22 protein-coding genes are annotated in these 24,330 nt (G+C 63.0%); 1 reads left to right on the forward strand and 21 read right to left on the reverse strand.

What is annotated here, in order from left to right; translation table 11 throughout:
* Positions 1-121: 121 nt before the first annotated feature.
* The 10 genes from GS_RS12715 to GS_RS12760 all read right to left on the reverse strand — a co-directional run bounded on the left by GS_RS12715 (position 122) and on the right by GS_RS12760 (position 13,299).
* On the reverse strand, positions 122-3,283 hold the full coding sequence (locus GS_RS12715) for a PAS domain S-box protein (RefSeq protein WP_010943167.1): 3,162 nt from the start codon (positions 3,281-3,283) through the stop codon (positions 122-124).
* Positions 3,280-3,711 (reverse strand): ABC transporter substrate-binding protein, encoded by a 432-nt coding sequence (locus tag GS_RS12720; protein ID WP_010943168.1) that lies wholly within the window; start codon positions 3,709-3,711, stop codon positions 3,280-3,282. Before GS_RS12720 ends, GS_RS12715 begins: the two co-directional genes overlap by 4 nt.
* A 21-nt stretch (positions 3,712-3,732) precedes the next feature.
* Positions 3,733-4,944 carry a hypothetical protein gene (locus tag GS_RS12725; protein ID WP_010943169.1) on the reverse strand — a complete coding sequence of 404 codons (1,212 nt, stop codon included), beginning with the start codon at positions 4,942-4,944 and terminating at the stop codon, positions 3,733-3,735.
* Positions 4,945-4,958: 14 nt separating this feature from the next.
* Complete coding sequence (locus tag GS_RS12730) at positions 4,959-6,317, reverse strand: diguanylate cyclase (protein WP_010943170.1); 1,359 nt, start codon at positions 6,315-6,317, stop codon at positions 4,959-4,961.
* 79 nt (positions 6,318-6,396) lie between these two features.
* Positions 6,397-6,900, reverse strand: a complete 504-nt coding sequence (locus GS_RS12735) for a response regulator (protein WP_235044896.1) — start codon at positions 6,898-6,900, stop codon at positions 6,397-6,399.
* Positions 6,901-7,157: 257 nt separating this feature from the next.
* The gene (locus tag GS_RS12740) at positions 7,158-7,970 is read right to left on the reverse strand and encodes a dienelactone hydrolase family protein (protein WP_010943172.1); all 813 of its coding nucleotides are present in this window, start codon (positions 7,968-7,970) and stop codon (positions 7,158-7,160) included.
* Positions 7,971-8,078: 108 nt separating this feature from the next.
* Positions 8,079-9,986, reverse strand: a complete 1,908-nt coding sequence (gene speA / locus GS_RS12745) for an arginine decarboxylase (RefSeq protein ID WP_010943173.1) — start codon at positions 9,984-9,986, stop codon at positions 8,079-8,081.
* A 198-nt stretch (positions 9,987-10,184) separates the two neighbouring features.
* Complete coding sequence (nspC, locus tag GS_RS12750; RefSeq protein ID WP_010943174.1) at positions 10,185-11,339, reverse strand: carboxynorspermidine decarboxylase; 1,155 nt, start codon at positions 11,337-11,339, stop codon at positions 10,185-10,187.
* A gap of 192 nt (positions 11,340-11,531) precedes the next feature.
* Positions 11,532-12,728, reverse strand: a complete 1,197-nt coding sequence (locus tag GS_RS12755; protein WP_010943175.1) for a saccharopine dehydrogenase family protein — start codon at positions 12,726-12,728, stop codon at positions 11,532-11,534.
* A 25-nt stretch (positions 12,729-12,753) separates the two neighbouring features.
* Positions 12,754-13,299: a cupin domain-containing protein gene (locus tag GS_RS12760; protein ID WP_010943176.1), complete on the reverse strand. Its 546-nt coding sequence runs from the start codon at positions 13,297-13,299 to the stop codon at positions 12,754-12,756.
* A gap of 288 nt (positions 13,300-13,587) precedes the next feature.
* On the opposite strand from GS_RS12760, the gene proC reads away from it, so the two are divergent.
* Positions 13,588-14,400, forward strand: a complete 813-nt coding sequence (gene proC, locus GS_RS12765) for a pyrroline-5-carboxylate reductase (protein WP_010943177.1) — start codon at positions 13,588-13,590, stop codon at positions 14,398-14,400.
* Positions 14,401-14,492: 92 nt separating this feature from the next.
* On the opposite strand, the gene GS_RS12770 is transcribed toward proC, so the two are convergent.
* From GS_RS12770 to ybgF, 11 genes are all read right to left on the reverse strand, one after another.
* Positions 14,493-14,681 carry a hypothetical protein gene (locus tag GS_RS12770; protein WP_010943178.1) on the reverse strand — a complete coding sequence of 63 codons (189 nt, stop codon included), beginning with the start codon at positions 14,679-14,681 and terminating at the stop codon, positions 14,493-14,495.
* Complete coding sequence (locus tag GS_RS12775; protein ID WP_010943179.1) at positions 14,668-15,471, reverse strand: polysaccharide deacetylase family protein; 804 nt, start codon at positions 15,469-15,471, stop codon at positions 14,668-14,670. The genes GS_RS12770 and GS_RS12775 overlap by 14 nt, the downstream gene beginning before the upstream one ends.
* A gap of 82 nt (positions 15,472-15,553) precedes the next feature.
* Complete coding sequence (locus GS_RS12780; RefSeq protein ID WP_010943180.1) at positions 15,554-16,249, reverse strand: YggS family pyridoxal phosphate-dependent enzyme; 696 nt, start codon at positions 16,247-16,249, stop codon at positions 15,554-15,556.
* 9 nt (positions 16,250-16,258) lie between these two features.
* Positions 16,259-16,834: a Maf family nucleotide pyrophosphatase gene (locus GS_RS12785; RefSeq protein ID WP_010943181.1), complete on the reverse strand. Its 576-nt coding sequence runs from the start codon at positions 16,832-16,834 to the stop codon at positions 16,259-16,261.
* A complete protein-coding gene (locus tag GS_RS12790) occupies positions 16,821-17,102 on the reverse strand; it encodes a hypothetical protein (RefSeq protein ID WP_010943182.1) in 282 nt (93 codons plus the stop codon). The genes GS_RS12785 and GS_RS12790 overlap by 14 nt, the downstream gene beginning before the upstream one ends.
* Before the next feature lie 79 nt (positions 17,103-17,181).
* Positions 17,182-18,486, reverse strand: a complete 1,305-nt coding sequence (trmFO, locus tag GS_RS12795; protein ID WP_010943183.1) for a methylenetetrahydrofolate--tRNA-(uracil(54)-C(5))-methyltransferase (FADH(2)-oxidizing) TrmFO — start codon at positions 18,484-18,486, stop codon at positions 17,182-17,184.
* Positions 18,483-18,893: a hypothetical protein gene (locus GS_RS12800; protein WP_010943184.1), complete on the reverse strand. Its 411-nt coding sequence runs from the start codon at positions 18,891-18,893 to the stop codon at positions 18,483-18,485. Before GS_RS12800 ends, trmFO begins: the two co-directional genes overlap by 4 nt.
* A gap of 72 nt (positions 18,894-18,965) precedes the next feature.
* On the reverse strand, positions 18,966-21,239 hold the full coding sequence (gene topA, locus GS_RS12805; RefSeq protein WP_010943185.1) for a type I DNA topoisomerase: 2,274 nt from the start codon (positions 21,237-21,239) through the stop codon (positions 18,966-18,968).
* A gap of 14 nt (positions 21,240-21,253) precedes the next feature.
* Positions 21,254-22,324 carry a DNA-processing protein DprA gene (gene dprA, locus GS_RS12810; protein ID WP_010943186.1) on the reverse strand — a complete coding sequence of 357 codons (1,071 nt, stop codon included), beginning with the start codon at positions 22,322-22,324 and terminating at the stop codon, positions 21,254-21,256.
* An 85-nt stretch (positions 22,325-22,409) separates the two neighbouring features.
* Positions 22,410-23,411 carry a LysM peptidoglycan-binding domain-containing protein gene (locus GS_RS12815; RefSeq protein ID WP_041914065.1) on the reverse strand — a complete coding sequence of 334 codons (1,002 nt, stop codon included), beginning with the start codon at positions 23,409-23,411 and terminating at the stop codon, positions 22,410-22,412.
* A 73-nt stretch (positions 23,412-23,484) separates the two neighbouring features.
* The gene (gene ybgF / locus GS_RS12820) at positions 23,485-24,213 is read right to left on the reverse strand and encodes a tol-pal system protein YbgF (protein ID WP_010943188.1); all 729 of its coding nucleotides are present in this window, start codon (positions 24,211-24,213) and stop codon (positions 23,485-23,487) included.
* Positions 24,214-24,330: the final 117 nt, after the last annotated feature.

Below are 24,330 nucleotides of genomic sequence, written 5' to 3' on the forward strand. Positions count from 1 at the left end.
CATCCTCGTGGGAAGGAACCGCTGAGGGGTCTGCTGTTACGTTATCACTTTTCCTCCGGGCGGCCCCTAAGGGGACCGGGGGCTCACCCGGAGGAAAAAGTCGTGCAACAAAGCAGAACTACTATAGCGGGAGTTTGTGAGAAAAGGAAGACGGCAGGGTGAAGCTGAACGTGCTCCCCACGCCCGGTTCGGACTCGCACCAGATGCGGCCACCCAGCCGCCGCACCAGGGTCTTCACGAAGGCCAGCCCCATCCCCTCGCCGGGGACATCCTGCCGGCCGGCGCGGCGGAACAGTTCGAAGACCCGGGGGATTTCTTCCTCCCTGATGCCGCGCCCGTTGTCCTTCACATGGAAGACGCACTCCTCGCCGCCCACATCGGCCCAGATCTCCAGACGGCCCGGCCGCCCGGGCTCCAGGTACTTGAGGGAGTTGTCCAGCAGGTTGCCCATGATCTGTTCCATGGCAATCCGGTCCGCGGTGATGACCGGAAGGTCGCGGATCGCCACTTCGGTACGGTTCGTCTCGATCTGATGGGCCAGGGAGTCGAGGATCGAACGCACGACAGCGCCCATGTCGACCGGTTCCGTCTTGAGTTCCCTGCGACCGAGGCGCGACAGGTTGAGAATGGCGGTGATGAGGGTATCCATGCGCTGGGACGAGGAGTTGATGAAGCCGACCGCCTCGTCGATATCCTGCTCGAAGAGCCGGCGGAGCCGCTCGCGGGTCATCATCTCGATGTTCGGGGAAAGCTCCGCTATGACCCCCCTGAGCTCATCCATAGCCGTAACCAGCTCCATGGAGAACCCCTTGATGCTGACCAGCGGCGCGCGCAGGTCGTGGGAGACGATATAGGCGAAGTCCTTCAGTTCCTCGTTGGTCTGCTCAAGCTCTGTCGCGTATTTCCGGAGCGTGTCCTCATGGTGCTTCCGCTCGGTGATATCCCTGAAAATCCCCCGGGAGGCCAGCGGCTTGCCGTCCACCACGTTACAGTTGACACTCCCCTCCACCAGGATGGAGCGGCCATCTTTCGCCATGAACCGGGCCTCCACCGCCTCCAGGCTCTGGCCCTCCATGACCCTGCGGAACTCGCCCATGCAGTGGCCAATGCACTCCGGATCGATGATCTGATCAAAGGTGAGCCCCTTCACCTCCTCCTCGCTGTAGCCGAGCGTTTCGCGCCAGGCCCGGTTCACGTAGAGGATCTCGCCCGAGGGTGACACGCTCTGGATCAGGTCGTTGGCGTTTTCGAAGAGATCCTTGTAGCGGGTCTCGCTTTCGCGCAGGGCCTCGTCCCACCTCATCCGCTCGAGCTCCGCCCCGGCCCGGGCCGCGAATATCCGCAACAGGGAGCGGTGCCCCTCGTCCTCGCGCATGGGCTTATCGTCCAGAACCGCCAGGTGGCCGATGGCGGTGCCGCGGGAATCGAACAGCGGCACGCCCAGGAAGCTCTCGACACCCATTCGCTTCATGGTTTCGGCGGAGGGATAGAGCTGTCCCAAGCCGCTGGGATGGAACAGGATGTCGCTGTCAGCGATGACCCGTTCGCAGGGGGTGCCGTTCAGGGGCATCTCCATGGTGGGACAGTAGCCGTTGCCGGTCCAGAAGGCCAGGGTGCGCATCCGGGCGGGAGAACCGTCCAGCAGGCGGGTGACAAAGGCGAACCGGGTCCCGAGGGCCGAGGAGAGACGCCGGACGAGCGAACGGAAAAACTCCTCGCCCGTCACCGAAGCCGTCCCCTCGGTGAGGTAGCGGAGCATTTCTTCGGCCCACTTGCGCTCGGAGATATCGATGAAGCTCTCGATCAGCAGCTTCCTTCCCTGGTAGGTGACCGGCACCACCGATTTGAGGATCGGGATGGACGTGCCGTCGAACCGCAGCAGGCGCCGCTCCGAGTTGTCCATGTTTTCGAGCAGGTCGGTGATGGGACAGGCGCCCTGAACGGCGCTACAGACGAAATTGTGGCAGATCCGGTCCACCACGAGCCCCTTGGGCGCCCCGATCATGTCCAGGGCAAAGGTGTTGGCATCCACGATCCGGTGATCCTGGGGGTCGATGACAAGGATTCCCGCGTGGATGGAATCGAGGATGTTCTTCAGGTGCTGCTCGTTTTCCCGCAGGGCCTGCTCGGTCCGCTTCCTCTCCCCGATGTCCACCGCAACGAAGACCGATCCCTGGAACGAGCCGTCACGGCCTAACATGGGAGACGCGGAGAGCAGTACCGGGGTCCGGCGTTCGTCGCTGCTCAGGAAGGTGAATTCGGCCGGACTGGAGCCGATGGACTCCACAAAGCACCTGAGCCCCTCGGTCCGCAGGCGCTCCTTGTCACGTTCCCAGGCGAAGATGACACCGACCGGCATGCCGAGCAACTGCTCCTCATCGTAGCCGAGCATGGTCAGGGCGGCGCGATTCACCCGCCGGATGGCGGCGCGGGTGTCGACCACTATCAGGCAGTCGCTCATGCTCTCGATGATATTGTCCACGTAGTCGCGGGAGACCGTGGTCTCCTGGAGCCCCTCCACCATGGACCTGAACGAGGCGCAGAGGGAGCCGATCTCGTCTCCGGCATCGTAGTCAGGGAGTCCGGAAAGGTCCAGACTGCCCCCGGCAAAGGAGGTAACCATGCCGCGCAGCTCTTCCAGGGGGCGGATCAGGAGCCGGTTGGCCACAAAGGTGATGGCAGGCGCCGCCAGCAGTACCACCATCCCGAACAGGACGAAAAGATAGATCGAGGTATCGCGGGCAAGCGCACGGTTGCGCTCGATCTGGTGCTCGACCGAGGTGACGTAATCCCGCGACATCCGCTCGAAGTCCACCAGGATCAAGCGGCCGTCCGCCCCGAGACGGGCGATCTCTCCGCTCAGGAACGTGTCGGTGCTGCCGAGCACCCGGGGATACAGCTCCGTCGCCTTCCGGAAATAGGCCTCGTAGCGGGACTTGAGCGCCTCGACGTCGCCATAGCGGTGCTCGGTGTCCTCCCGGGTGAGCTCAGCTACCCGGGCCAGGCTCGTCACGATCTCGCGCCCCAGTTCATTGGCCCTGAGCGCTTCATCCCGCTCGCCGGTGACAAAGGCATCCTCGTAGAGCTTCAACTGCTTGCGGTAGAGGCTCAGGATATCGTTCCCATTGAGGGCCAGGGGAAATTCGACCCGCTTGAGGTGGTCGAGGTTGTGGGAAAAAAGTAGATTGGAGTAGTAACTGGAAAGGGTTGCGATCAGGTAACCCACGAAGGCCACGAGAACACAGAGCCACACCTTGGTGCGGATACTGCGGGGGAGCTTCATTGGCGAACCTCCAGGACCCTGACCGACGCATCGACCGTTTCGGGGGAGATATAGCCGATGGCAGTGGGGGTGGTGGCCACGAACGCCTTCACGTCGGCATCCCCCTTCAGGGTGCGCGGCGGAATGGCCGTACCCGTGAACAGCGCCTTCTTCCAGTAAATGCCGTACTGCTGGGACGAACGGTGGAGCACACCCTGTACAAATGAGGAGTGAGCCTTTTTACCATCCTGGAGCACGATGGTGACCGAGCGGCCATCGGGCCAGGCCGTTTTCTTTCCCAAGAACATGAGGCGGGCTTCCTGTTCGGTCAGGGTCTTGACCGGGTTATCGCGGTTGACGACGAGGACGTAGTCGGCCGCTCGCGCCGCCTCCGGAACGGAGACGGCAACCAGCAGGACCACAAGGATGACGTCCAGACAATACCTCATCGCATCCACCGCCGTTGGGTGTCAGAAATTGTATGAAACCTTCACGGCGCCGTAGCCCCAGCGCCGCTTCATATCCTGCGGACTGTTGTAGAGTTCCAGGTACAGGGCAGCACCGTCCACCTGGTGCCATTCGGCCTTGACGGTCCACGACGGGTTGATGTCGAAGCGGAGCCCGGCGCCGAAATCCTTGCGCCAGCCCAGGTAGTCGGGCCGCCCCTGCCGGAGGTAGGCCTTCCCGTCGTGATCGTGCTTGTCGTTGTAAAACACATCGTAGAGCAGCGAGAGACTCACCTGTTCATTGAAGGCCCAGGTTCCCATCACGTACCACTCCTGGGTCCGGCCGTCCATGGTGAGCTGGCCGAAGAGCCGCTGCTCGCGGTCTGTTTCGGCGTACTCACTGGCCAGCGTGAGGGGGCCGTTCACATATTCCAGGGAGTAGACGTACTTGCCGCGGATGGCCAGCTCTCCCGGCGGGAGCGCTCCGCCGTTCAGGGTCAGGTCGTGGCGGCCGCGCTGCCAGGATACCGCCGCGCGCAGGCCGTCGATGGAGGTGTTGAAGATGAGCTGTGCGCCGACCACGTACTTGTTGTCCATGGTCACGTCGGTCACGGTGCCGAGCCCCTTGCGGGTGGCAAAGGTCTGGGCGTTCGCCCGCGTGGCTCGCGCGATGACGGAATCGTCGGGAAAATCGAACCAGCCTCTGAAAAACTGGTAGTCGAAATCGCCCAGCGGGCCGGCGGGCACGTTGCCGTAAAGGCCGCCGCCGATGCAGGCGATGAGCATGTCGCGACGGGTTTCGTCGTAAATGCTCTGGGGGAGAAATATCATGGGACGGAGAAAATCCGAGTCGCGCCCCTCGTTGTAGAGCCCCATGGGACGCTTGATCTTGCCTACCCGCACGCCGATCAGGTCGTGAACGCGATAGTCGGCCAGGGCCCAGTCGAGCCGGATTTCGTTGTCGCCCACGTCGCCGTAGTCGCGGGAGAGCAGCTGGGCGCCGAGATGGAGGTGGTCGGTGAGGCGAGAAGTGAGCGTAAGCCCGAACTCGTTGAGCTGGAAGGTCCCGTCGCGGGTATCGGCCAGGAAATTGTTGCCGGTGCTGTCCAGGTAGCCCTGGGAAGCGAACCCGTGCAGGGCGAGTTTCTCGCCCAGCAGGTCCAAGGCGCGGGCATCGCCGGCGACCGCCACGGTGACGGCCGCCAGCGCCGCGCAGAAAAATCGAACAATGGACATATGACGGCAGCTCCCTAGCACGGGGATCCGGCACACGCCTGCGGCGCAGCGTCTACCGCCCCGGCGCAGGGATCGTGCATCGCGAAGGCGAAACGGTTTTTCCCGAGGCGCTTGGCCCGGTACATGGCCGCGTCGGCCTTTCTGAGCAGGCTTTCCGCATCGGCCGCATCGAGGGGATACATGCTGATGCCGATACTGGCCCCGACGGTACATTCGCCGCCGGCGAGCGCTACCGGCACGGCCAGTGCTTCGATGATCTTGCCCGCCACCATGGCCGCGTCGGCTTCGCCTGAAACCCGGGTGAGGATGACGGTGAATTCGTCCCCCCCCATCCGGGCCACCGAGTCGGCCTTGCGCAGGCATGATTCGATGCGCCTGGCCGCCTCCATCAGGAGCACGTCGCCGGCGTCGTGGCCGAAGACATCGTTCACTCCCTTGAAATGGTCCAGGTCTATGAAGAGGAGCGCGGCACACTGCCGGTCCCGCTCGGCCTGGCGCAGGCTCACGTCGAGGCGGTCGAAAAACAGCACCCGGTTGGCCAGGCCGGTGAGGGGATCGTGGTGAGCCAGGAACTCCAGTCGTCTTTTCGCCAGCTTCTTTTCCGTTATATCACGAATAATAACCTGTAACGCCTCTTCCCCCTCGTGGGAAAAGGGGACTGCCGCCAGTTCAACGTCGACGGCTCGGCCACCGGGGAGGGTGAGCCGTTCCTCGAACCAGGGCACGGCATCGGAGCCGGTGGATTCCGACGCGAGCTGGTCGCGGACCAGGCAGAGGTAATCGGGGGACACCAGGTCCGCTACCCGCCGGCCGATCACCCCCGTCGGATCGGATGCCCCCAGCAGGCGGGCCCCCGCGGCATTGATGAAGGCGATCCGGTCCCCCACGTGGATGGCGATGCCGTCGGGCGACAACTCCACCAAGCGGCGATAGCGCTCCTCCCGGTCGCGGATCATCTCGGCCATCAATTCCTTTTCCCGGAGCAGTTCCTGCCGGGTCAGGACCTGCTCGATCACGATGGGGAGCAGTTCGATGTACCCCATCTCCAGGTCCTTCACCACGTAGTCCGCCGCCCCCTGCTTGAGGGCTTCCACTGCCACCTTCTCGCTTCCGTTGCCCGTAACCATGATGACGGGGATATCGACACCCCTGGCCGCAAGGGTGGCAATCACCTCGATGCCGCCGCAGACGGGCATATCGTAGTCCGCCAGAATCAGATCGTAGGAGGTCCCTTCAAGCACGGTAAGCCCGGCCGCGCCATCGGCAACGACATCAACCTGGTACCCCTTGCGCAGCAGGCTCTTCTGGAGCAGCCGGGCGAGAGCGGGGTTGTCCTCCATGTACAGAATCCGGATCGGACGTGATTCGGCCATTGGCCCACCTCATCGTGTCGTGTCGTACCCAGCGCTTGACGATTGAATTAATATATAAATATGCAAAATATAGACCTATTCATTCGCCAGCGCTAATCGTGCCGTCCCCAATGAGAGAGACGATCCGCTCGGCCACCAGGACGAAGCCGTCGCTATCCATCGGCTTCCGGAGAAAGGCGTCACAGCCGAGTTCATGACAGGCTTCGATCTCCGCCGGGTTATCGGAGGTGGTGAGGATCACTACGGCAATGGACGAGGTACGCTCATCTCCCTTGAGCCGGGACAGGACGTGCACCCCGCCCAATTCGGGCATGTTCAGGTCCGCGATCACGAGACAGGGCCGCAGGGTCTTGACCCCTTCGAACTCGCCCTCCTCGAAGATGAAGTCGAGGGCCCTGCGTCCGTTGTCGAGCCAGATCACATGCTGCATGCCCCCCATGCGGGCCAGATGCTTCTCGATGAGGCGTGCATGGCCGCGGTCGTCGTCCACAAGCAGGATTACATCGTCGCGAAACCCATTCATAAAAACCCCTGAAGCGAAATCGGCGGCACCGTTCAGGTCGTCGTCCGGGCAGCTGGCCACATGCGGTTCCTTATGATTGTATCGACCGGAAAGGGGTGTTCCTTTAGCAATAGTCGGGCGAAAATACGCACTACTGGGGCAAATGCCCCCTCGGAACGCGGCCGATGAACAGAGGACGGTCAACACCAAAACATTAGTGGGGAAATTCTGAAGAAACACGGAGGGATCGCCCCGGGAGAGGTTCAGGCCGGGGATGCCTGGCCTCTCTCGGGGCGCAACGGTGTGTGCGGCTACCTGCCGCCGTTACGAAGGTCCGGTTATCCGCCGGAAAAACAGAGATGGAAAAAGCGCTTCATTTCCGCCCATGACCGTCGGTCGGCACGGGCGTCATAGGCCACGTCGAGACCGAAGCGTTTGGCAAAGGCGTCTGCCTCGGGGTTGGTGAAACTGTGCTTGGCCCCGGCATAGGAAATAAAACCGAACTCGGCACCGGACCGGGCCATTTCAGCGGCGAACGCCCCGACCTGCTCCGGCGGAACGAAGCGGTCTGCCGCACCATTGAGCACCAGGACGCGGGCCTTGATTCCGCCCGGCTCGGCCGGCCGGTCTGTGGCAAGGCTGCCATGGAAGCTCACCACTCCGGCCAGATCAACTCCCTGGCGAGCCATGTTCAGCACAACCGCGCCGCCGAAGCAGTAACCGATGGCCCCGATCCGGCCCGGGTCCACCGTGGGCTGGTCTTTCAGCAGGTTCATGGCCGCCATGAAGCGGTCCTTCATCAGGTTGCCGTTCTTCATGACCTCCGCGGCGAATGCGGCCGCATCGTCCGGATGGGGAGCCTGCTTTCCCTCGCCGTACATGTCGACGGCCAGGGCCGTGTAGCCCAGGCCGGCCAGCATCCTGGCCCGCTTGCGGGCATACTCGTTGTGCCCCCACCACTCGTGCACCACCAGCACGCCGGGACGCTTCCCTTTCAGGGCCGGGTCCCATGCCAGGTACCCCTTCATGGTGACGGTGCCGTCCCGGTACTCAACCACCCTACCCCGGACCTTGGCCGCGGCGGGAAACGCCGCCAGCACGACCAGGGCCGCCACGACCAGCATGAGTCCTGCGCGAATGCTCTGTTTCATGGCCACCTCCCGATTCGTTGCACGTATCCAATTCTACCATCCGAACGGATACGCTCAACCGGCCGCATCGAGGGTGCGAGCGGTCGGAAGGGGGCGGGTGGGGCTCCGTCATTCCCCCAGGTAGGTGTAGCCCAGGAGCGTCCGGTCCAGCAGCTCAAGGAAATGGCTACTCTCCTCGATGGTGACCTTGCGAAGGGCCACGTCCTTCTCCAGGGTGTCGCGGACGTGCTTCAGGATCTCCGGCCCCTTGTACTGGACGTACTTGAGGCTCTCCCAGGTGGCGTCGCCATGGATGACCGTATCGATCTTGTAGCCGGTCTTCTTGTTGAAGGTGACGTGGACGGCGTTGGTATCGCCGAACAGGTTGTGCATGTCCCCCAGGATCTCCTGGTAGGCGCCGATCAGGAAGAAGCCCACGAAATAGTCCTCGTCCTTGCGCATCTTGTGAAGCGGCAGGTACTTGGTCCGGCCGTTCTCGCCCACGAAGCTGGTGATCTCCCCGTCCGAATCGCAGGTGATGTCGGCGATGGAGGCCATCACGTCGGGCTTCTGGTTGAGCCGCTGGATCGGCACGATGGGAAAGAGCTGGTCGATGGCCCAAGAGTCGGGAATCGACTGGAACAGCGAGAAATTGGCGAAATAGGTCTGCCGCAGGCTCAGCTGGAAATTCTGGAGCTCCTCGGGGATCGGCTTGATCTTTTCCACGATGCCGTTGATCTTGCGCAGGATCTTACCGTGGAGCCACTCGGCCATGGCCCGCTCGTTAAGGGTCAGGTAGCCCAGGTTGAAGAGGCTCACCGCCTCTTGGATGAGCTGGACCGTATCGTGGTAGTCCTCCCGCAGAGAATAGCGGTCGATGCTCTTGTAGATGTCCACCAGCTTCTTGACCGTTGGGGCCAGCTTTTCCGTGCCGTTGAGGGTCTCCTCGAAGTCGGGCATGGCATTGGACGTGTTGGTGTTGAGGAGATTGGTCACGAGCACCGAGTAGTGGGCCGCCGTGGCCCGCCCCGATTCGGAGATGATGTTGGGGCATTCGACGCCGGCGTCCTCACAGATGTTCTTGATCTGGTAGATGACGTCGTTGGCGTACTCCTCGATGGAGTAGTTGACGCTGGAGAAGTAGCTCGACTTGGACCCGTCGTAGTCGACCCCCAGGCCGCCGCCGATGTCCACGTACCGGATGCCGACCCCCAGCTTGCGCATCTCGGCGTAGATACGGGTTCCCTCGATCAGGGCGCTCTTGATCTTGTCGATCTTGGTGATCTGGCTGCCGATGTGGAAGTGGAGGAGCTTCACCCGGTCCAGGAGGTCATTTTGCTCCAGGAGCCCGATAGCGGCGATGATCTCCGACATCCGGAGGCCGAACTTGGCGTCCTCACCGCCGGAAGTGGCCCACTTGCCGGTCCCCTTGGAGGAAAGCTTCACCCGGATGCCCAGCTTGGGCTTGATGCCGGTCTTTTTCGACAGGGCAATGATCTTCTCCAGCTCGAACATCTTCTCCACCACGATGGTGATGTCGTAGCCGATCTTGGTGGCGTAGAGGACCGTCTCGATATACTCGGTGTCCTTGTAACCGTTGCAGATGATGGGGATGCCGTTGCCGGTGGCGAAGGAGATGCCGATCACCAGCTCCGGCTTGGAGCCCACTTCCAGGCCGATATTGTAGCGCTTGCCGAACTTGGCGATGGCCTCCACCACCTGGCGCTGCTGGTTCACCTTGATGGGGTAGAAGGTCTGGTAGGTGGCCGGGTAGTCGTTCTCGTCGATGGCGTTCTTGAAGACTCGGTTGATGGATGCGATCCGCCCCTGGAGCACGTCCATGAACCGGAGCAGGATGGGGGGCTTGATCTTGCGCTTGATCAGATCGTCCACCAGGGCACGCAGGTCGATGGAATGCTTGGACGTGGGTGACGGGTGCACGCAGACGTTCCCCTTCTTGTTGATGGAGAAGAGGTCGGCGCCCCAGTTGGGCAGGTTGTAGATCTTCGCAGATTCGTTAATCGACCAGCGTTCCATATGCTCTCCTGGCGACGCCATATTCGCGCACTAACGCCGCTGTTAGGTAATCGTTTTCAGTTTACGGTTTTCCAAAGGGGCGAGAGATTTCGGCCAGATCGACGCATCCGCAGGAAGCCTGGCGGAGGCGTAGCAGCGCTACGCCGCACAACGAAGCTTACGAGGACGGCGTCGAGATGGTCGGAAGATATCGCCCCCCTACGACAATCTGCTCCTGAAATCCTCGTATCCGAACTTCCTCACCACCCTCAACTCCCCGGTTTCCGGCTCGAAGGTACAGATGGCCGGATGCTGGATGCCGTTAAAGGTGGTGGTCTTCACCATGGTGTAGTGGGACATGTCCTCGAAAACGAGCCGGTCTCCCGGCTTCAGGGGCTTATCAAAGGACCAGTCGCCGATGACGTCCCCGGCCAGGCATGACGGCCCCGCCAGGCGGTAGGTGTGGGCCTTCTCGCCGGGGTCGAAGCCGGCGGTGATGCCGGGACGGTACGGCATCTCCAGCACGTCGGGCATGTGGCAGGTGGCGGAGACGTCGAGGATGGCGATGTCCATCTCATTGTGCACCACGTCCAGCACCTCCCCCACGAGGATGCCGGTGCCGATGGCGATGGCCTCCCCCGGCTCCAGGTAGACCTCCACGCCGTACTTTCTCTTGAAGTATGTGATCAGCTCCACCAGGGCGTCGATATCGTAACCCTCACGGGTGATATGGTGGCCGCCCCCCAGATTCAGCCACTTCATGCCGTGGAGAAACGGGCCGAACTTTTCTTCAAATACCTTCGCGGTCCGCGCCAGGGGCTCGAAGAGCTGCTCGCAGAGGGTATGGAAGTGGAGCCCCTCTACCCCTTCGAGGGATCTGCCGTCGAACTCCCGCCGGGGGATGCCGAGCCGCGACGCGGGCGCGCACGGATCGTAGATGGGGGTGTGCCCCTCGGAGTGCTCGGGGTTCACCCGCAGCCCCACCGAGACCCGTCCCCGCTCCTTCTCCCACAGGGGCCGGAACCGCTCCAGCTGGTTGAAGGAGTTGAAAACCAGGTGGTTGGAGGTTTGAAGCAGCTCCACCACGTCGCTCTCCTTGAAGGCGGCGGCAAAGCTGTGGACCTCCCGGCCGAACTCCTCGCGCCCCAACCGGGCCTCCCACGGAGAGCTGGCACAGACCCCGTGAAGCGTCTCCCGGATGATCGGGAAGACGCTCCACATGGCGAAGGCCTTCAACGCCATGAGTATCTTCGCGCCGCTGCGCCGCTGCACCTGGTCCAGGATGGCCAGATTGTGGCGCAGCCGCCCCAGGTCCACCACATAGGCGGGAGACGGGGCAAGCTTCAGGATTTTGTCGATATCGATGCCGGTCAAATTCAAAACCTTTTCAAAACAGTAACCACAGGGGTCACAGAGGAACACAGAGTAAACGCCTTAACCGCCGGAGCGCAAGATTTCGGCCGGGTCCTCGCACCCGCAGGGATGCCGGCGGAGGCGTAGCAGCGCTACGCCGCACAACGAGCATTCCGAGGACGGCGGTGAGATGGTCGGAAGATTGCGCTCCTCTTACAGCTCCGGCCACTCGCCGCCGTCCACCACCACCGTCGGCAGCCCCATGGGCCCAAGCTCCGCCAGGAACGGCTCGGGATCGAACTGTTCCATGTTCCAGACACCGGGGGCGTGCCATTTGCCGGTCAGCATCATGATCCCGCCCACCACCGCCGGTACGCCGGTGGTGTAGCTGATGGCCTGGGAGCCAACCTCTTTGTAGCAGGCCTCGTGGTCGCAGATGTTGTAGATGTAGACCTGTTTCCGCTTGCCGTCCTTGAGACCGCGGGCGATGACGCCGATGCAGGTCTTCCCCTTGGTGAGGGGGCCGAGGGAACCCGGATCGGGGAGGAGCGCCTTCAGGAACTGGATCGGCACGATCTTCTGCCCCTGGAACTCCACCTCGTCGATACGGGTCATGCCCACGTTCTGCAGCACCTCCAGGTGCTTCAGGTAGTTGTCGGAGAAGGTCATCCAGAACTGGGCCTTCCTGATGGTCGGGATATGCTTGACGATGGACTCCATCTCCTCGTGATAGAGACGATAGATGTTCATGGGGCCGATCCCCTCGGGGAAATCGAAGACCTGCTTGGTCGAAAGGGGGGGCGTCTCGACGAACTCGCCGTTCTCCCAGTGGCGGCACGGAGCGGTCACCTCGCGGATGTTGATCTCCGGGTTGAAGTTGGTGGCAAAGGGCTGGCCGTGGCTCCCGGCGTTGGCATCGATGATATCGATCTCCTGCACCTCGTCCAGGTACTTCTTGGCGGCCAGGGCGGTGTAGACGTTGGTCACGCCGGGGTCGAAGCCGGAACCGAGCAGCGCCATGAGCCCAGCGCTCTTGAAACGGTCCTGATAGGCCCACTGCCAGGAGTACTCGAACTTGGCGGTGTCCAGGGGCTCGTAGTTGGCGGTGTCCAGGTAGTCCACGCCGGTCTCCAGGCAGGCATCCATGATGGTCAGGTCCTGGTACGGCAGGGCCACGTTGATGACGAGCTTCGGCTGCTCTTTCTTGATGAGCGCCACCAGCTCGGGAACATTGTCCGCGTCCACCTGGGCAGTGGCGATGCTGTTGTTCAGCTGGGCGGCGATGGCGTCGCACTTGGACTTGGTCCGGGAGGCGAGGGTGATCCCGCTGAAGATGTCCCTGCGCTGGGCGCACTTGTGGGCAACGACCTGGCCGACGCCGCCGGCTCCGATTATCAGTACCTTGCTCATTGGTTGATCTCCTTCGATTGCGTTATCAGTAATCAAATGTCGGCGGGGTCACGACCCACAATATCTTGGCCGGCCCCTTGCCGATATTTTTCACCGTATGGCGCTTGTCCGAGGTGAAGTAGAAGCATTCGTCCTTTTTCAGCGTGTAGACCTTGTCGTCCAGCCGGAGCTGGATTCGGCCCAGAAGGACGAAGCCGAACTCCTCTCCCTCGTGGAAGTTCTGCTCGTCCATCTCCTCGCCCGGGGCCAGGGTCACCAGGGCCGGGTCCATCTCCCGGTTCTGGGCGCCGGGGACGAGGAGTTCCACCATCACGGCCGCATCGTCGGCCGAGGGCTGAACCCGGGCATCCTTGCCGTAGACCACGTCCTCGCCGATTGGATCGCTGAAGAACTCCTGCATGCTGACGCCGAACACGTCGAGGATGTCCTTCAGAGTGGCGATGGACGGAGAGGTGGCGTCGTTCTCAAGCTGGGAGATGTATCCCTTGGTCAGGTCGGCCCGATTGGCCAATTCCTCCTGGGTGAGGGAGTTGATCATCCTGAGCCGCTTCAACCGCTCGCCGATCTTCACGTTGTTTCTCCTGGTTCAGAAATACTAAACTCTTTGTTTACACCCGCTGTTTAGCATTTCTAAACTTTCTGTCAAGCAGCCGGTTTAGCATTTCTAAACTTTTCGTTTAAACCAATCGACACGAGGGGAGGTATATAATACAAAGAAAACAGGGTGTCAACGATTTTTTGACCCCGCCAAACATATTCACAAACCCGCAACATTCCGTCATGTTCGACTGATCACCGGCTTGACATTTTCCGGCGGATGCCGTAGGAAAAAGTATACTATTTTCGAGGAGGGACGAAGATGCTGAAGGGAAGCACTCTCGGCTTCATCGGCGGCGGGAACATGGCTGAGGCGATCATCAAAGGGCTGCTGGCCGGCGGGGTCGCGGCGGCGGACGTGATGGTGGCTGAACCGGTGGCAGCGCGGCGGGAATACCTGCACGGCACCTACGGCATCGACGTCTGCGCCGACAACGGCCGGGTGGCCGCCGCTGCCGACGCCCTGGTCATGGCCGTAAAGCCCCAGGTGTTCCGTGGCATGGTTGCGGCCCTGGGGCCGGCAGGGCTCGACGGCAAGCTGCTCATCTCCATCATGGCGGGGATTACCACCGCGGACATGGAGGAGGTCTGCGGCAGCGCGGCCCGGGTGATCCGGGTGATGCCGAACACCCCGGCCCTGGTGCTGGAAGGGGCGTCCACCCTCTGTCGCGGCAGGAACGCCACCGATGACGATCTGTTCTTTGCCACGGGAATCTTCGACCTGGTGGGGACCACCTGCGTGGTGGAGGAAAAGCTCATGGACGCCGTCACCGGCGTCTCCGGCTGCGGCCCGGCCTACGTCTTCCTCTTCATGGAGGCCCTTTCCGACGCCGGCGTGAAAAACGGCCTCCCCCGGGACGTGGCCACGAGACTGGCGGCCCAGACGGTACTGGGAGCTGCGAGACTGCTCCTGGAGACCGGCGACCACCCAGGCGTCCTCAAGGAGAAGGTCACCTCCCCCGGCGGCAGCACCATCGCCGGCATCGCCTCCCTGGAGCGGGATGCCTTCCGCGGAGCGGTCATGGCCGCCGTGGACGCCGCTACTGCCCGCTCGGCGGAGCTGGGCAAAAAATAACGCTTCTTCGCCGCAGAGAATAACTCTCAACGCGTAACGGCGGCTGTCACGAATCCCGTAGCGATCAGGGTGGAGACGGCGGAGATCCGGTGCTACTCTGTGTCCTCTGTGGCCGAAGCCTTTCGGTTCACCTTCTCAAAAAGCTCGACCTGCTCGGCCAGGGAGAGCTTTTTGCCTTTCTTGCACCCCCGCAGGCAGAGGGAACAGCGGTCATCGCCGCACCACTGGCAGAACCGGCAGTCGGGGCAGGGATGCTTTTTGGGCGGATCAGTAGACGACATTTCTCCGGGGTCCGCTCCCGGCCAGGATCTGGGCGAAGACCTTCCCCTGGTCGGCGTTGATCATGAGATAACGGGGCAGCTTCATGACGCTCTCGGCCGGCGTCACGTGGCGACGGTCGATGGTGAAGGTGGCCCGGTACCCCAGCGTCCCGGCCCGGCGGATCAGGTCGTCGTCATAAATGCCGAAGGGCCAGGCGAGCATGTCCACCGTCACCCCGAGTTCCTTCTCGATCTTTTCCCTCGATTTTTTCAGCTGCGACTCCACCAGCCGGTCAAACTCCGCCGGGGGGAGTTTCTTCCGCTCCTTCTTGAAGTTGGGATGCCAGTAGGTGTGGGACTGGAAATCGAAGAGCCCCGTTTTTTTCAGCTCCCGGAGCTGGTCCCAAGTCATGGCATACTTCGCGTTGGAGACGGCCGACGGGTAGATGAAGACCGTCACCGGCACCCGGTACTTCTTCACCAACGGCAGCATGTCGGTATAGACCGACTTATGGGCGTCGTCCTCCACGATCACCACCGACTTGGGGGGCGGCGCCGGTCCCTTTTTCAGATAGAAGTCCACCACCTGCCGCAGGGGAATCACCCGGTAGCCGTTGTCCCGCAGATACTTCAGGTGTTCCTCGAAGACCGATGTTTTGATGGTCATGCCGTCGGCAACGGTGGGGCCGAAGCGGTGGTAAAGGAGGATGGGAACCGAGAAATCCGCGGCCGAAACCGGCCGGGGCACGGCCCGGGCGGCGGACGAGAAGGACGCCAGGAACATAACCGCGACAATCAGGCGGAACAGCATTTGCGCTACAACCTCCACTAAGGAAATAACTACGGGAATTACGGCCCGAAGACCGCCACAGGGGTAGTGACGGGTGACTTGGTCAGGGACGATACACCCGTTCGCCGAACAGGGCCGTTCCGATGCGGACCAGCGTAGCCCCCTCCTCCACGGCAGCCTCGAAGTCACCGGACATCCCCATGGAGAGTTCCGTCATGGAAATACCGGGAATGTTCTCGGCAGCCACCGCGTCGGCCAGGCGCCTGAGCTCGCGGAAGTAGGGACGGGCCTCCTCGGGGTCGTCGAAGAAGGGAGGCATGGTCATGAGACCCCGGACCCGCACGTGGGGCAGGGTGGCCATGGCCGCCACCAGGTCTGTGAGTTCGGACGCCGAGGTGCCGCTCTTGGTCTCCTCGTCTGCGATGTTCACCTGCACGAGGATGTCGCAGACCGCGTCGAGCTTTGCCCACTGGCGGTCGATCTCCTCGGCCAGGGACAGACGGTCCACCGAATGGATACAGGTCACGAGCCCGGCCAGGTACTTGACCTTGTTGGATTGAAGGTGACCGATGAAATGCCACTCCACCGGATCACGCACCTCACGGGCCTTGGCCGTGAATTCCTGCACGTAGTTCTCGCCGAAGAGCCGCTGCCCTGCCCGGGCCGCGTCCTCAACCGCCTCGGCCGGAATGGTCTTGGAGACCGCAACGAGGCGCACCGACGCCGGATCACGCCCGGCCCGCCGGGCCGCGGCCGCGATCTTTGCCAGGATATGGGTCAAATTGTCGGCGATTGCCATGACCGGAACTCACAGGGCGCCGATGCGGCGCAGATCCTCCACCACTTCGCAGAGCGGCAGGCCAACCACATTGGTATAGGAGCCGTCGATCCGCTCGACCATATAGGCAGCGCCCCCCTGAATGGCATAGGCTCCGGCCTTGTCCATGGGGCAGCCGGTGGCTACGTAGGCGCTGATTTCCTCGTCACGCAAGGGTTTGAACACGACCTTGGTCACCACCGCCTTGCAGAGCAGACCGTCGCGTTCCCGGTCGTAAACGGCATAGCCGGTAATTACTTCGTGGGAAACACCGGAGAGTTTCCTGAGCATCCGCACGGCATCGGCCTCATCCACGGGCTTGCCCATGATCTCGCCGGCACAGACCACGATGGTATCGGCACCCACGAACCAGCGCCCCTCGGTCCGGGCCGCCGTGGCCACGGCCTTGTCCCGGGCCAGGCGCGTGGCGAAATCCGCCGGGGCCTCGCCGGGGATGGGCTCCTCGGGGATATCGCTCGCACAGACGTCGAATTCCACCCCGGCCGATGCCAGCAGCTCCAGCCGCCGGGGTGAGGCGGACGCCAGGACGATCCTACCCTTTTCCATCCTTTTCTCCCTCGTTTCGCGCCTTGATCCGTTCCTCGTGGCGGCGTTTCTCGATCTCCAGCTCCTCCCAGTGCTTCTTCCAGTCCTTTTTCCTGACAAAGGAAAGGACCACTGCCCCCACCAGGATCACCACGCCCCAGAAGATGTTCATGATCTGGGATCGCGCAATGCCGTAGCCCAGAGAAACGATCCCCATGAGGATCAGGAGCGCCTCCATGGAAAGGAGCCTGCCGATGAGAGATATTTCCTGTTTTTCCTTGTCGTCCATAGATACCCCGTGGGAGCGATCCTTGTGATCGCCCGCTTCTGGTGTCACGCGACGTCAAAGGCGAACGCGAGGTTCGCCCCTACACTGTTGCGAGCCAATGATCCAGTTCCGCCAGGGCTCGCTCCGCAAGCCTTCCCCGGCGATCCTTCTTTTTCACTTTCCCCTCGAGGGGCGGGAACAGTCCGTAGTTTACGTTCATAGGCTGAAAGTGCCTGGCCGGCGCAGTGGTGATATGGGCCACCAGCGCACCCAGGGCGGTGACCGGCGGCGGAACTGCCGGATCCTCACCCCGCACGAGCCGGGCACTATTGATACCGGCCAGGAAACCGCTGCCGGCCGATTCCACGTATCCCTCCACCCCGGTGATCTGGCCGGCAAAGAAGGTGCGGGGGTCGCCCTTGAGCCGGAAGGTGGGCTCCAGCAGGGTCGGCGCATTGATGAACGTATTGCGGTGCATTGAGCCGAGCCGGACGAACTCGGCGCTCTCCAGGCCGGGGATCATTCGGAAGACTCGCCGCTGTTCGGGCCAGGTGAGCTTGGTCTGGAAACCCACCAGGTTGAACAGGGTTCCCTCCCGGTTCTCGGCCCGCAACTGCACCACCGCGTGGGGTTCACGGCCGGTACGGGGGTCCGTGAGCCCCACCGGCTTCAGGGGGCCGAAGCGGAGAGTTTCCCGGCCCCGCTCCGCCATCTCTTCCACGGGCATGCACCCCTCAAAGTGTACCACTTTTTCAAAATCCCTGGCCGGTACCTTTTCCGCGGCGAGAACGGCATCAACGAACCGCTCGTACTCTTCTTCGGAGAGGGGGCAGTTCAGGTAGTCGTCACCGTCCCCCTTGCCGTAGCGGGAGGCCCGGAAAACCTTGTCCGAATCGAGGGAGTCGGCCGCAACGATGGGAGCGATGGCATCGTAGAAGTAGAGGCTGTCGCCGGTGATCTGCTTCAGCCGCTCGGCCAGGGCGTCGCTGGTCAGGGGCCCCGAGGCGATCACCAGGACCCCTTCGGCGGGAAGCTCCGTCACCTCCTCGCGCACCAGCTCGATCAGGGGATGCCCCTCGATCCGCTCGGTTACGTAGGAGGAGAACAGTTCCCGGTCCACGGCCAGGGCGCCGCCTGCAGGCACCCGGGTGGCGTCGGCCGCGGCCATGATGAGTGAGCCGGCCCGCCGCAACTCTTCCTTGAGGAGCCCCACGGCGTTCTCCAGGGACTCCCCCCGGAGCGAGTTTGAGCAGACCAGCTCCGCCAGCCCGGACAGGTGGTGGGCCGGCGAGTAGCGCTGGGGCTTCATCTCCCGCAGAACGACCCGCACGCCGCGCCCGGCGATCTGCCAGGCGGCCTCGCACCCAGCCAGGCCGCCGCCGATGATGGTGACGGCACCGGTCATGGGGACGGGTCGCCCGCCGCGGGAATCTCGAACTTCTGGAGGGGGTGGCCAGCCAGGAGTCGGGCCTTTCCCTTCTCCTCGTCCCAGAGGGTCAGATACCCCTTCCAGCCGCTGTCGAGCAACTGGCGGATGTGGGTGACAACCTCCCCGGAGGGTGGCACGTGAAAGGCGTTGTACCCCGAGAAGCCGCCGGGCGGTATGAGTCGGTAGGCACCGTACCCCTGCATGACGCTCCGCTTGACGGTGGTGGCCAGGGCAAAGTTCCAGACCTGCTCCTCGTACTTGGTCCAGCCGCAGATGGGGCACATGACCCGCCGGGAGCTCGTCTCGCCCCAGCACTCGGTATCGATCCGGGCATAGGCGAAACGACACTGCTCACAGGTTTCGTGCATGTCGGTAAGCATCATGGATTTCCTTCAGCAGCCGCACATCGTGCGAGAAAAAGGCGGGGATCGCTCCCCGCCCGGTCGGCGACGTGATTACTTTTTCCCTTCGGTCCGGTAGTCGCATCCTTCCTTGGGACACTTGAGGAACTCCCCTTCCCGCTTGTAGACCTTCTTCACCAGCAGCGGGAAGCCGCACTTGGGGCACGGCCCCGGCTGGGGCGGGTCCCAGAGGGCGAACTTGCACTGGGGATAGCGGTTGCAGGAGTAGAACATCTTGCCGTAGCGGGACTTTTTCTCGGTCAGCTCCCCTTCCTTGCATTCGGGGCAGGTATGGCCGGTCCCCTTGGGCTTCACCAGGGGCTGGATGTTCTTGCAGGCGGGATAGGCCGAGCAGGCCAGGTACTTGCCGAAGCGCCCGTCCTTGATGAGCATGGGGCTGCCGCATTTGTCGCACTTTTCCTCGGACAGGACCGGCTCCGCCTGCTCTCTTCCCTCACCCTGGTCGATGTTGCGGGTATAGGTGCACCCTTCCTTGTAACCGGAGCAGGCAATGAACTTGCCGCGCTTGCCGAGCTTCACCACCAGGGGTTTTCCGCATTCGGGGCATGCCTCGTCCGTGGCCTCGGTGGTGAGGTCCGCCTTGCTGACCTCGCCCTCTTTCTGTTTGAGCAGTCCCTGGAAGGGCTCCCAGAACTCGCGCAGCAGCGGCTTCCACCGCTTTTCCCCCCGGGAGACCTGGTCGAGCTCTTCCTCAAGGGTGGCGGTGAAGTTGTAGTCCACGTACGTGGTGAAATGGTTGGTCAGAAGATCGTTGACCACCATCCCCACATCCTCGGGGATGAAGCGCTTGCTGTCGAGGCGGGCGTACTTGCGCTCCAGGAGCGTGTTCATGATGGAGGCATAGGTTGAGGGGCGCCCGATGCCGTACTCTTCCAGCGTCTTCACCAGGCTCGCCTCGGTGTACCGGGGGGGCGGCTGGGTGAAGTGCTGCTCCGGGAGGAGCTTCAGGAGCTTCAGGAGTTCCCCTTCGGTGAGGGGAGGGAGGGTCCCCTCCTTCTCTTCGGCCTGATCGTCCACCCCTTCGATGTACAGCTTCATAAATCCGGGAAAGCGGATCACGGTGCCGGCGGCCCGGAAGCGGTAGCCCTTGCCCGCGCCGATATCGACGGAGGTTTGGTCCAGGAGCGCCTCGGCCATCTGGCAGGCCACGGTCCGCTTCCAGATCAGGTCGTACAGCTTGAACTGGTCGGAGGAGAGGTACTTTTTCAGCTCCGCCGGGGTGCGGGCGATGGAGGTGGGGCGGACCGCCTCGTGGGCCTCCTGGGCGTTCTTAGCCTTGTTTTTGTAGAAGCGGGGCTTGGCAAGGGCGTATTCGGGACCGTACAGGGAAGTGATGACCTGGTGGGCCTCCTGCAGTGCCTGGTTCGACAGCACCACGCTGTCGGTACGCATGTAAGTGATGAGACCCACGAGCCCTTCGTCGATGGCGACCCCTTCGTAGAGCTTTTGGGCCGTGGCCATGGTCTTTTTGGCCGAAAAGCCCAGTTTGCGGGCAGCCTCCTGCTGGAGGGTCGATGTGGTAAACGGCGGCGCCGGCGTCCGCTTGCGCTCGCTCTTCGTCACCTTGTCCACAGTGAAGGTGGCGTTCTCCAGGGCCTTCACGAGCCGGTCGGCCGCAGCCTGATCGGGGATGTCGAACTTGTCGAGCTTCTTCCCCTCGGCTTCGACCAGATTGGCGGTGCACTTCTGCCCCCCCTCCTTGGCCAGCTCCGCGCCGATGGTCCAGTATTCCTGGGACTGGAACGCCTGGATCTCCTTCTCCCGCTCGCAGATGAGCCGCAGGGCCACCGACTGGACCCGGCCGGCGGAAAGGCCGTAACGAATCTTCTTCCAGAGGAAGGGGGAGAGATTGAAACCCACGAGATAATCGAGAATTGAGCGAGCCTGCTGGGCGTCCACCAGATCCTGTGAGATATCGCGGGGATTCTCCACGGCATGGACTATGGCGTCCTTGGTGATCTCGTGGAACACCACCCGCCTGACCGGTACCGGCGGTTTCTCGGGCTTCACGCCCAGGGCCGCCAGCAGGTGCCAGGAGATGGCCTCCCCTTCCCGGTCGGGGTCGGTGGCCAGCAGGAGCGAATCGCTCGCCTTCAACTCCTTCTTGATGGCGTCGATGTGCCGTTTGCTCTCGGGCAGGACGGCGTAGCGGGGCTCGAAGTCGTGCTCCACGTCCACGGAGCCCTGCTTGCTCGGCAGGGCGCGCACATGGCCGTAGGATGCGAGCACCTTGTAGTCCGGGCCGAGGAACTTCTCTATGGTCTTAGCCTTGGCAGGAGATTCTACTATGACGAGATGTTGGGACATAGACGGTACCGTTGTCAGTTAGCGTGAAAAAACTTGCCGGGAAGCTGAGTTACGACTCCTTTCAGTTCCAGGCGCAGTAACATAGCCGAAACCTCCCCCACTGTCAACGCGCTTTTGGCAATGATCTCGTCGATGTGAAGTGGATCGGCGCCGAACATCGCCATCAGGGCGGCCTCGCCGGCGGGAAGCGGCGGCAGTGGCGGCGCAACGGCAACCGCGGCCGCAGCTCGGGGGACAAGCTCTTCCAGGATATCCTCGACTCCGGCCACGAGTTTGGCCCCTTCCCTGATGAGCCGGTTGGTGCCGCTGCTGCCGCTGCTCGTGATATTCCCCGGGATGGCGAAGACGTCCCGCCCCTGGTCCAGGGCCATCTGTGCCGTGATGAGCGAGCCGCTCCGCTCGGCCGCCTCCACCACCAGGACACCGCGGCACATGCCGCTGATGATCCGGTTGCGGCGGGGAAAATTCTCGGCCAGAGGCCCCATGCCCAGGGGGAACTCGGACACCAGGGCTCCCCGGTCGGCCACCCGGGCGAAGAGCGCCCGGTTCTCGGGGGGATACACCACGTCGATGCCGCACCCCAGAACGCCGACGGTTCTCCCCTCCCCGGCCAGGGCGCCCTGGTGGGCCGCAGTGTCGATGCCCCGGGCCATGCCCGAAACCACCGCCACCCCGCGGCGGGCAAGGTCCTCGGCCAGCCGGGCCGTTACGGTGCGGCCGTAAACGGTGGCCCGGCGCGACCCCACCACGGCCACGGCAGGCTCCAGCCCCGTCGGGTCGCCCTTGACGTAGAGGTAGGGGGGCGGGTCGGCAATCTGGAGGAGAAGCGGCGGGTAGTCAGGGTCCCGGATGGTGACGATGCGGACGCCCGCGCGCCGGACCCGTTCGCACTCTGACTCGGCAAAGGCACGGGGATCATGCCCCCGGATGGAGGCCGCAACGGCGGAGCTTACGCCGCGCACGGACGCAAGCTCAGCATCGGAGGCCCTGAAAACCGCCTCGGGAGAGCCGAACCGATCCAGCAGCCGGCGATAGAGGACATTCCCCACCAGGGGGACCGATCTGAGCGCAAACCAGTGATACATGGGAGTGGGAAGGCGGCAGGCCCTTTCATGCCGGAGACGGGGGATACGAAACGGGGACCGGCCGTGCCGGTCCCCGCAATGCTGCCTACCTGGCGGCCCGGACCTCGACCCGGTCGCCCCGGTAGATGGTATCGATGCTCTTCACCACCAGGGCCGTCGACGTGGTCTCGCCGCTGGCCACCACCACCAGGGCGCCGATCACCTCGGGCGGCAGCTTCTTCACTGAGATGTCGGCATACTGCTGATCGGGCACCACGTCGCGCAGCACGTAGAGCATGTGCCCCGGCTGGGCGCCCTGGCTTTTTCCGAGGTCTATGAAGACAAGGTCACCTTCGCTGATGGCCTTGTTGCCCCCCTGCGAGTCAACGACAAAACCGTTCATATCCTGCTGGGCCGCCTTCAGGGGAACCAGGCGTCGCTTGTCCCGCCAGGGGAGGATGAGGGAGCCAGGCCCGATCTCCTGATAGGACTTGGTCACAATTGCCTTGGAGACCTTTCCTTCCACCTCGGTGAGCTGGAGGGTGCCGAGGGGGATCATCTTCTCGCCGAGGATCACGTTCGTGACCGGATGGCTCACTGCTTCGAGCTTTTTATAGACGGAGAACCGGTCGCCCACCTTGGCGCCCTGATCCGCACCGATGTCCACGTAGACGATGTCGTCCTCGCCCACGATCACGCGGCTCTGGCTGGTGGTGATGATCCTGCCGGCGGGCTTGAACCCTTTTTCCACCAGATACCCTTCGCTGCCGCTCACCAGGAAGCTCCGCTCCGCCACCGGTTCCTCGGAGGGGCGGGGCGACGGTGCCGCCTCGGGCGTGGCGGGCGTACGCGGCTCGATCTCGATCCGGTCGGGATAGACCCTGACCCGCTGTCCCGGATAGATGAAGTGGGGATTGCCGATAGCGGGGTTTCTGGCCCAGAGGTTCGGCCAGTAGTACGGGTCCTTGAGAAAGCGCTCGGACAGTCCCCAGAGGGTGTCACCCTTCTGGATGACGTAGACCGTCGGCTCCTCTGCGGCAGCCAGCACCCCGAGGGGAGCGACAAGAGAGAGGGCGAGAAGGAGGGAAGCAGCCAGCATCCGTTTCATGGTCACCTCGCGGCCCCGTCCGTAAAGGGGCACCTGATGCGCCGGCGGGGCGAACGCCGGCATGGGTACGGAATCACTGTTTTTTCGGAGTCGCAACAGCGAGGCGTTCGCGGGCCTTGGCCGCAGCGGGGCTCCGGGGATACTTGGCGGCGAGCGATTCGAGGATCTCCCGGGCCCGCTCAGGCTCCTTCATGGCATAGAGCGTGTAGCCGCTCTTGAGGAGAGCATCGGGGACCTTAGTGCTCGCGGGATAGCGCTCGGCCACCAATCTGAAGGCATCCAGCGCCCGGGGCAGGTCGGAGCGCGAATAGTGGCATTCGCCGATCCAGTAGAGGGCATTGCCCGCATACTCGCTGTCGGGATGTTCCGCAAGGAATGCCTGAAACGCCTCCACGGCGCCGGCGAAGTTGTTGGCGCTGTAGAGGCCGAAGGCCTTCAGGTAAGCATCGGGGGGGCCGTCCTTTTCACGGGGCGCGCCGTCTCGGCTCACCACCTCGATGCGGGATGGGGTACCGGCCGCGGGGGCAACCTGGGCGAGACGTTCGGTGATGTTCGCCTGCAGTTCCCGCTGTCCGGCCTTGATCTGCTCGAGCTCGGCGCCCTGGGCGGCCAGGCGCTCGCGGAGCGCGGTCACCTCGGCCGAAAGTTCGGCGAGGCGCACGCCGGAGGTGGTGCTGGCCTGATGCAGGTGCTCCAGGCGCGTCTCCATCTCCGACTGCTTCCGTACCATCACATCCTGGCCGCTGCAACCGGCGGACGCCACGAGGCAAAGTCCGGCAACAGCGTGTCTGAGCAGGTTCATGGACCCTCTCCCTAGTGAACTCTTCGGAGAGTTAATGACATTTCCCCTTGTTTGTCAAGGTCAAAGCCGTGACCGGAATCACGCGTTACATGAATATATTCACGTAATTTTGTTGAT

Origin of the sequence: Geobacter sulfurreducens PCA (genome assembly GCF_000007985.2) — a bacterium.
GTDB lineage: Bacteria > Desulfobacterota > Desulfuromonadia > Geobacterales > Geobacteraceae > Geobacter > Geobacter sulfurreducens.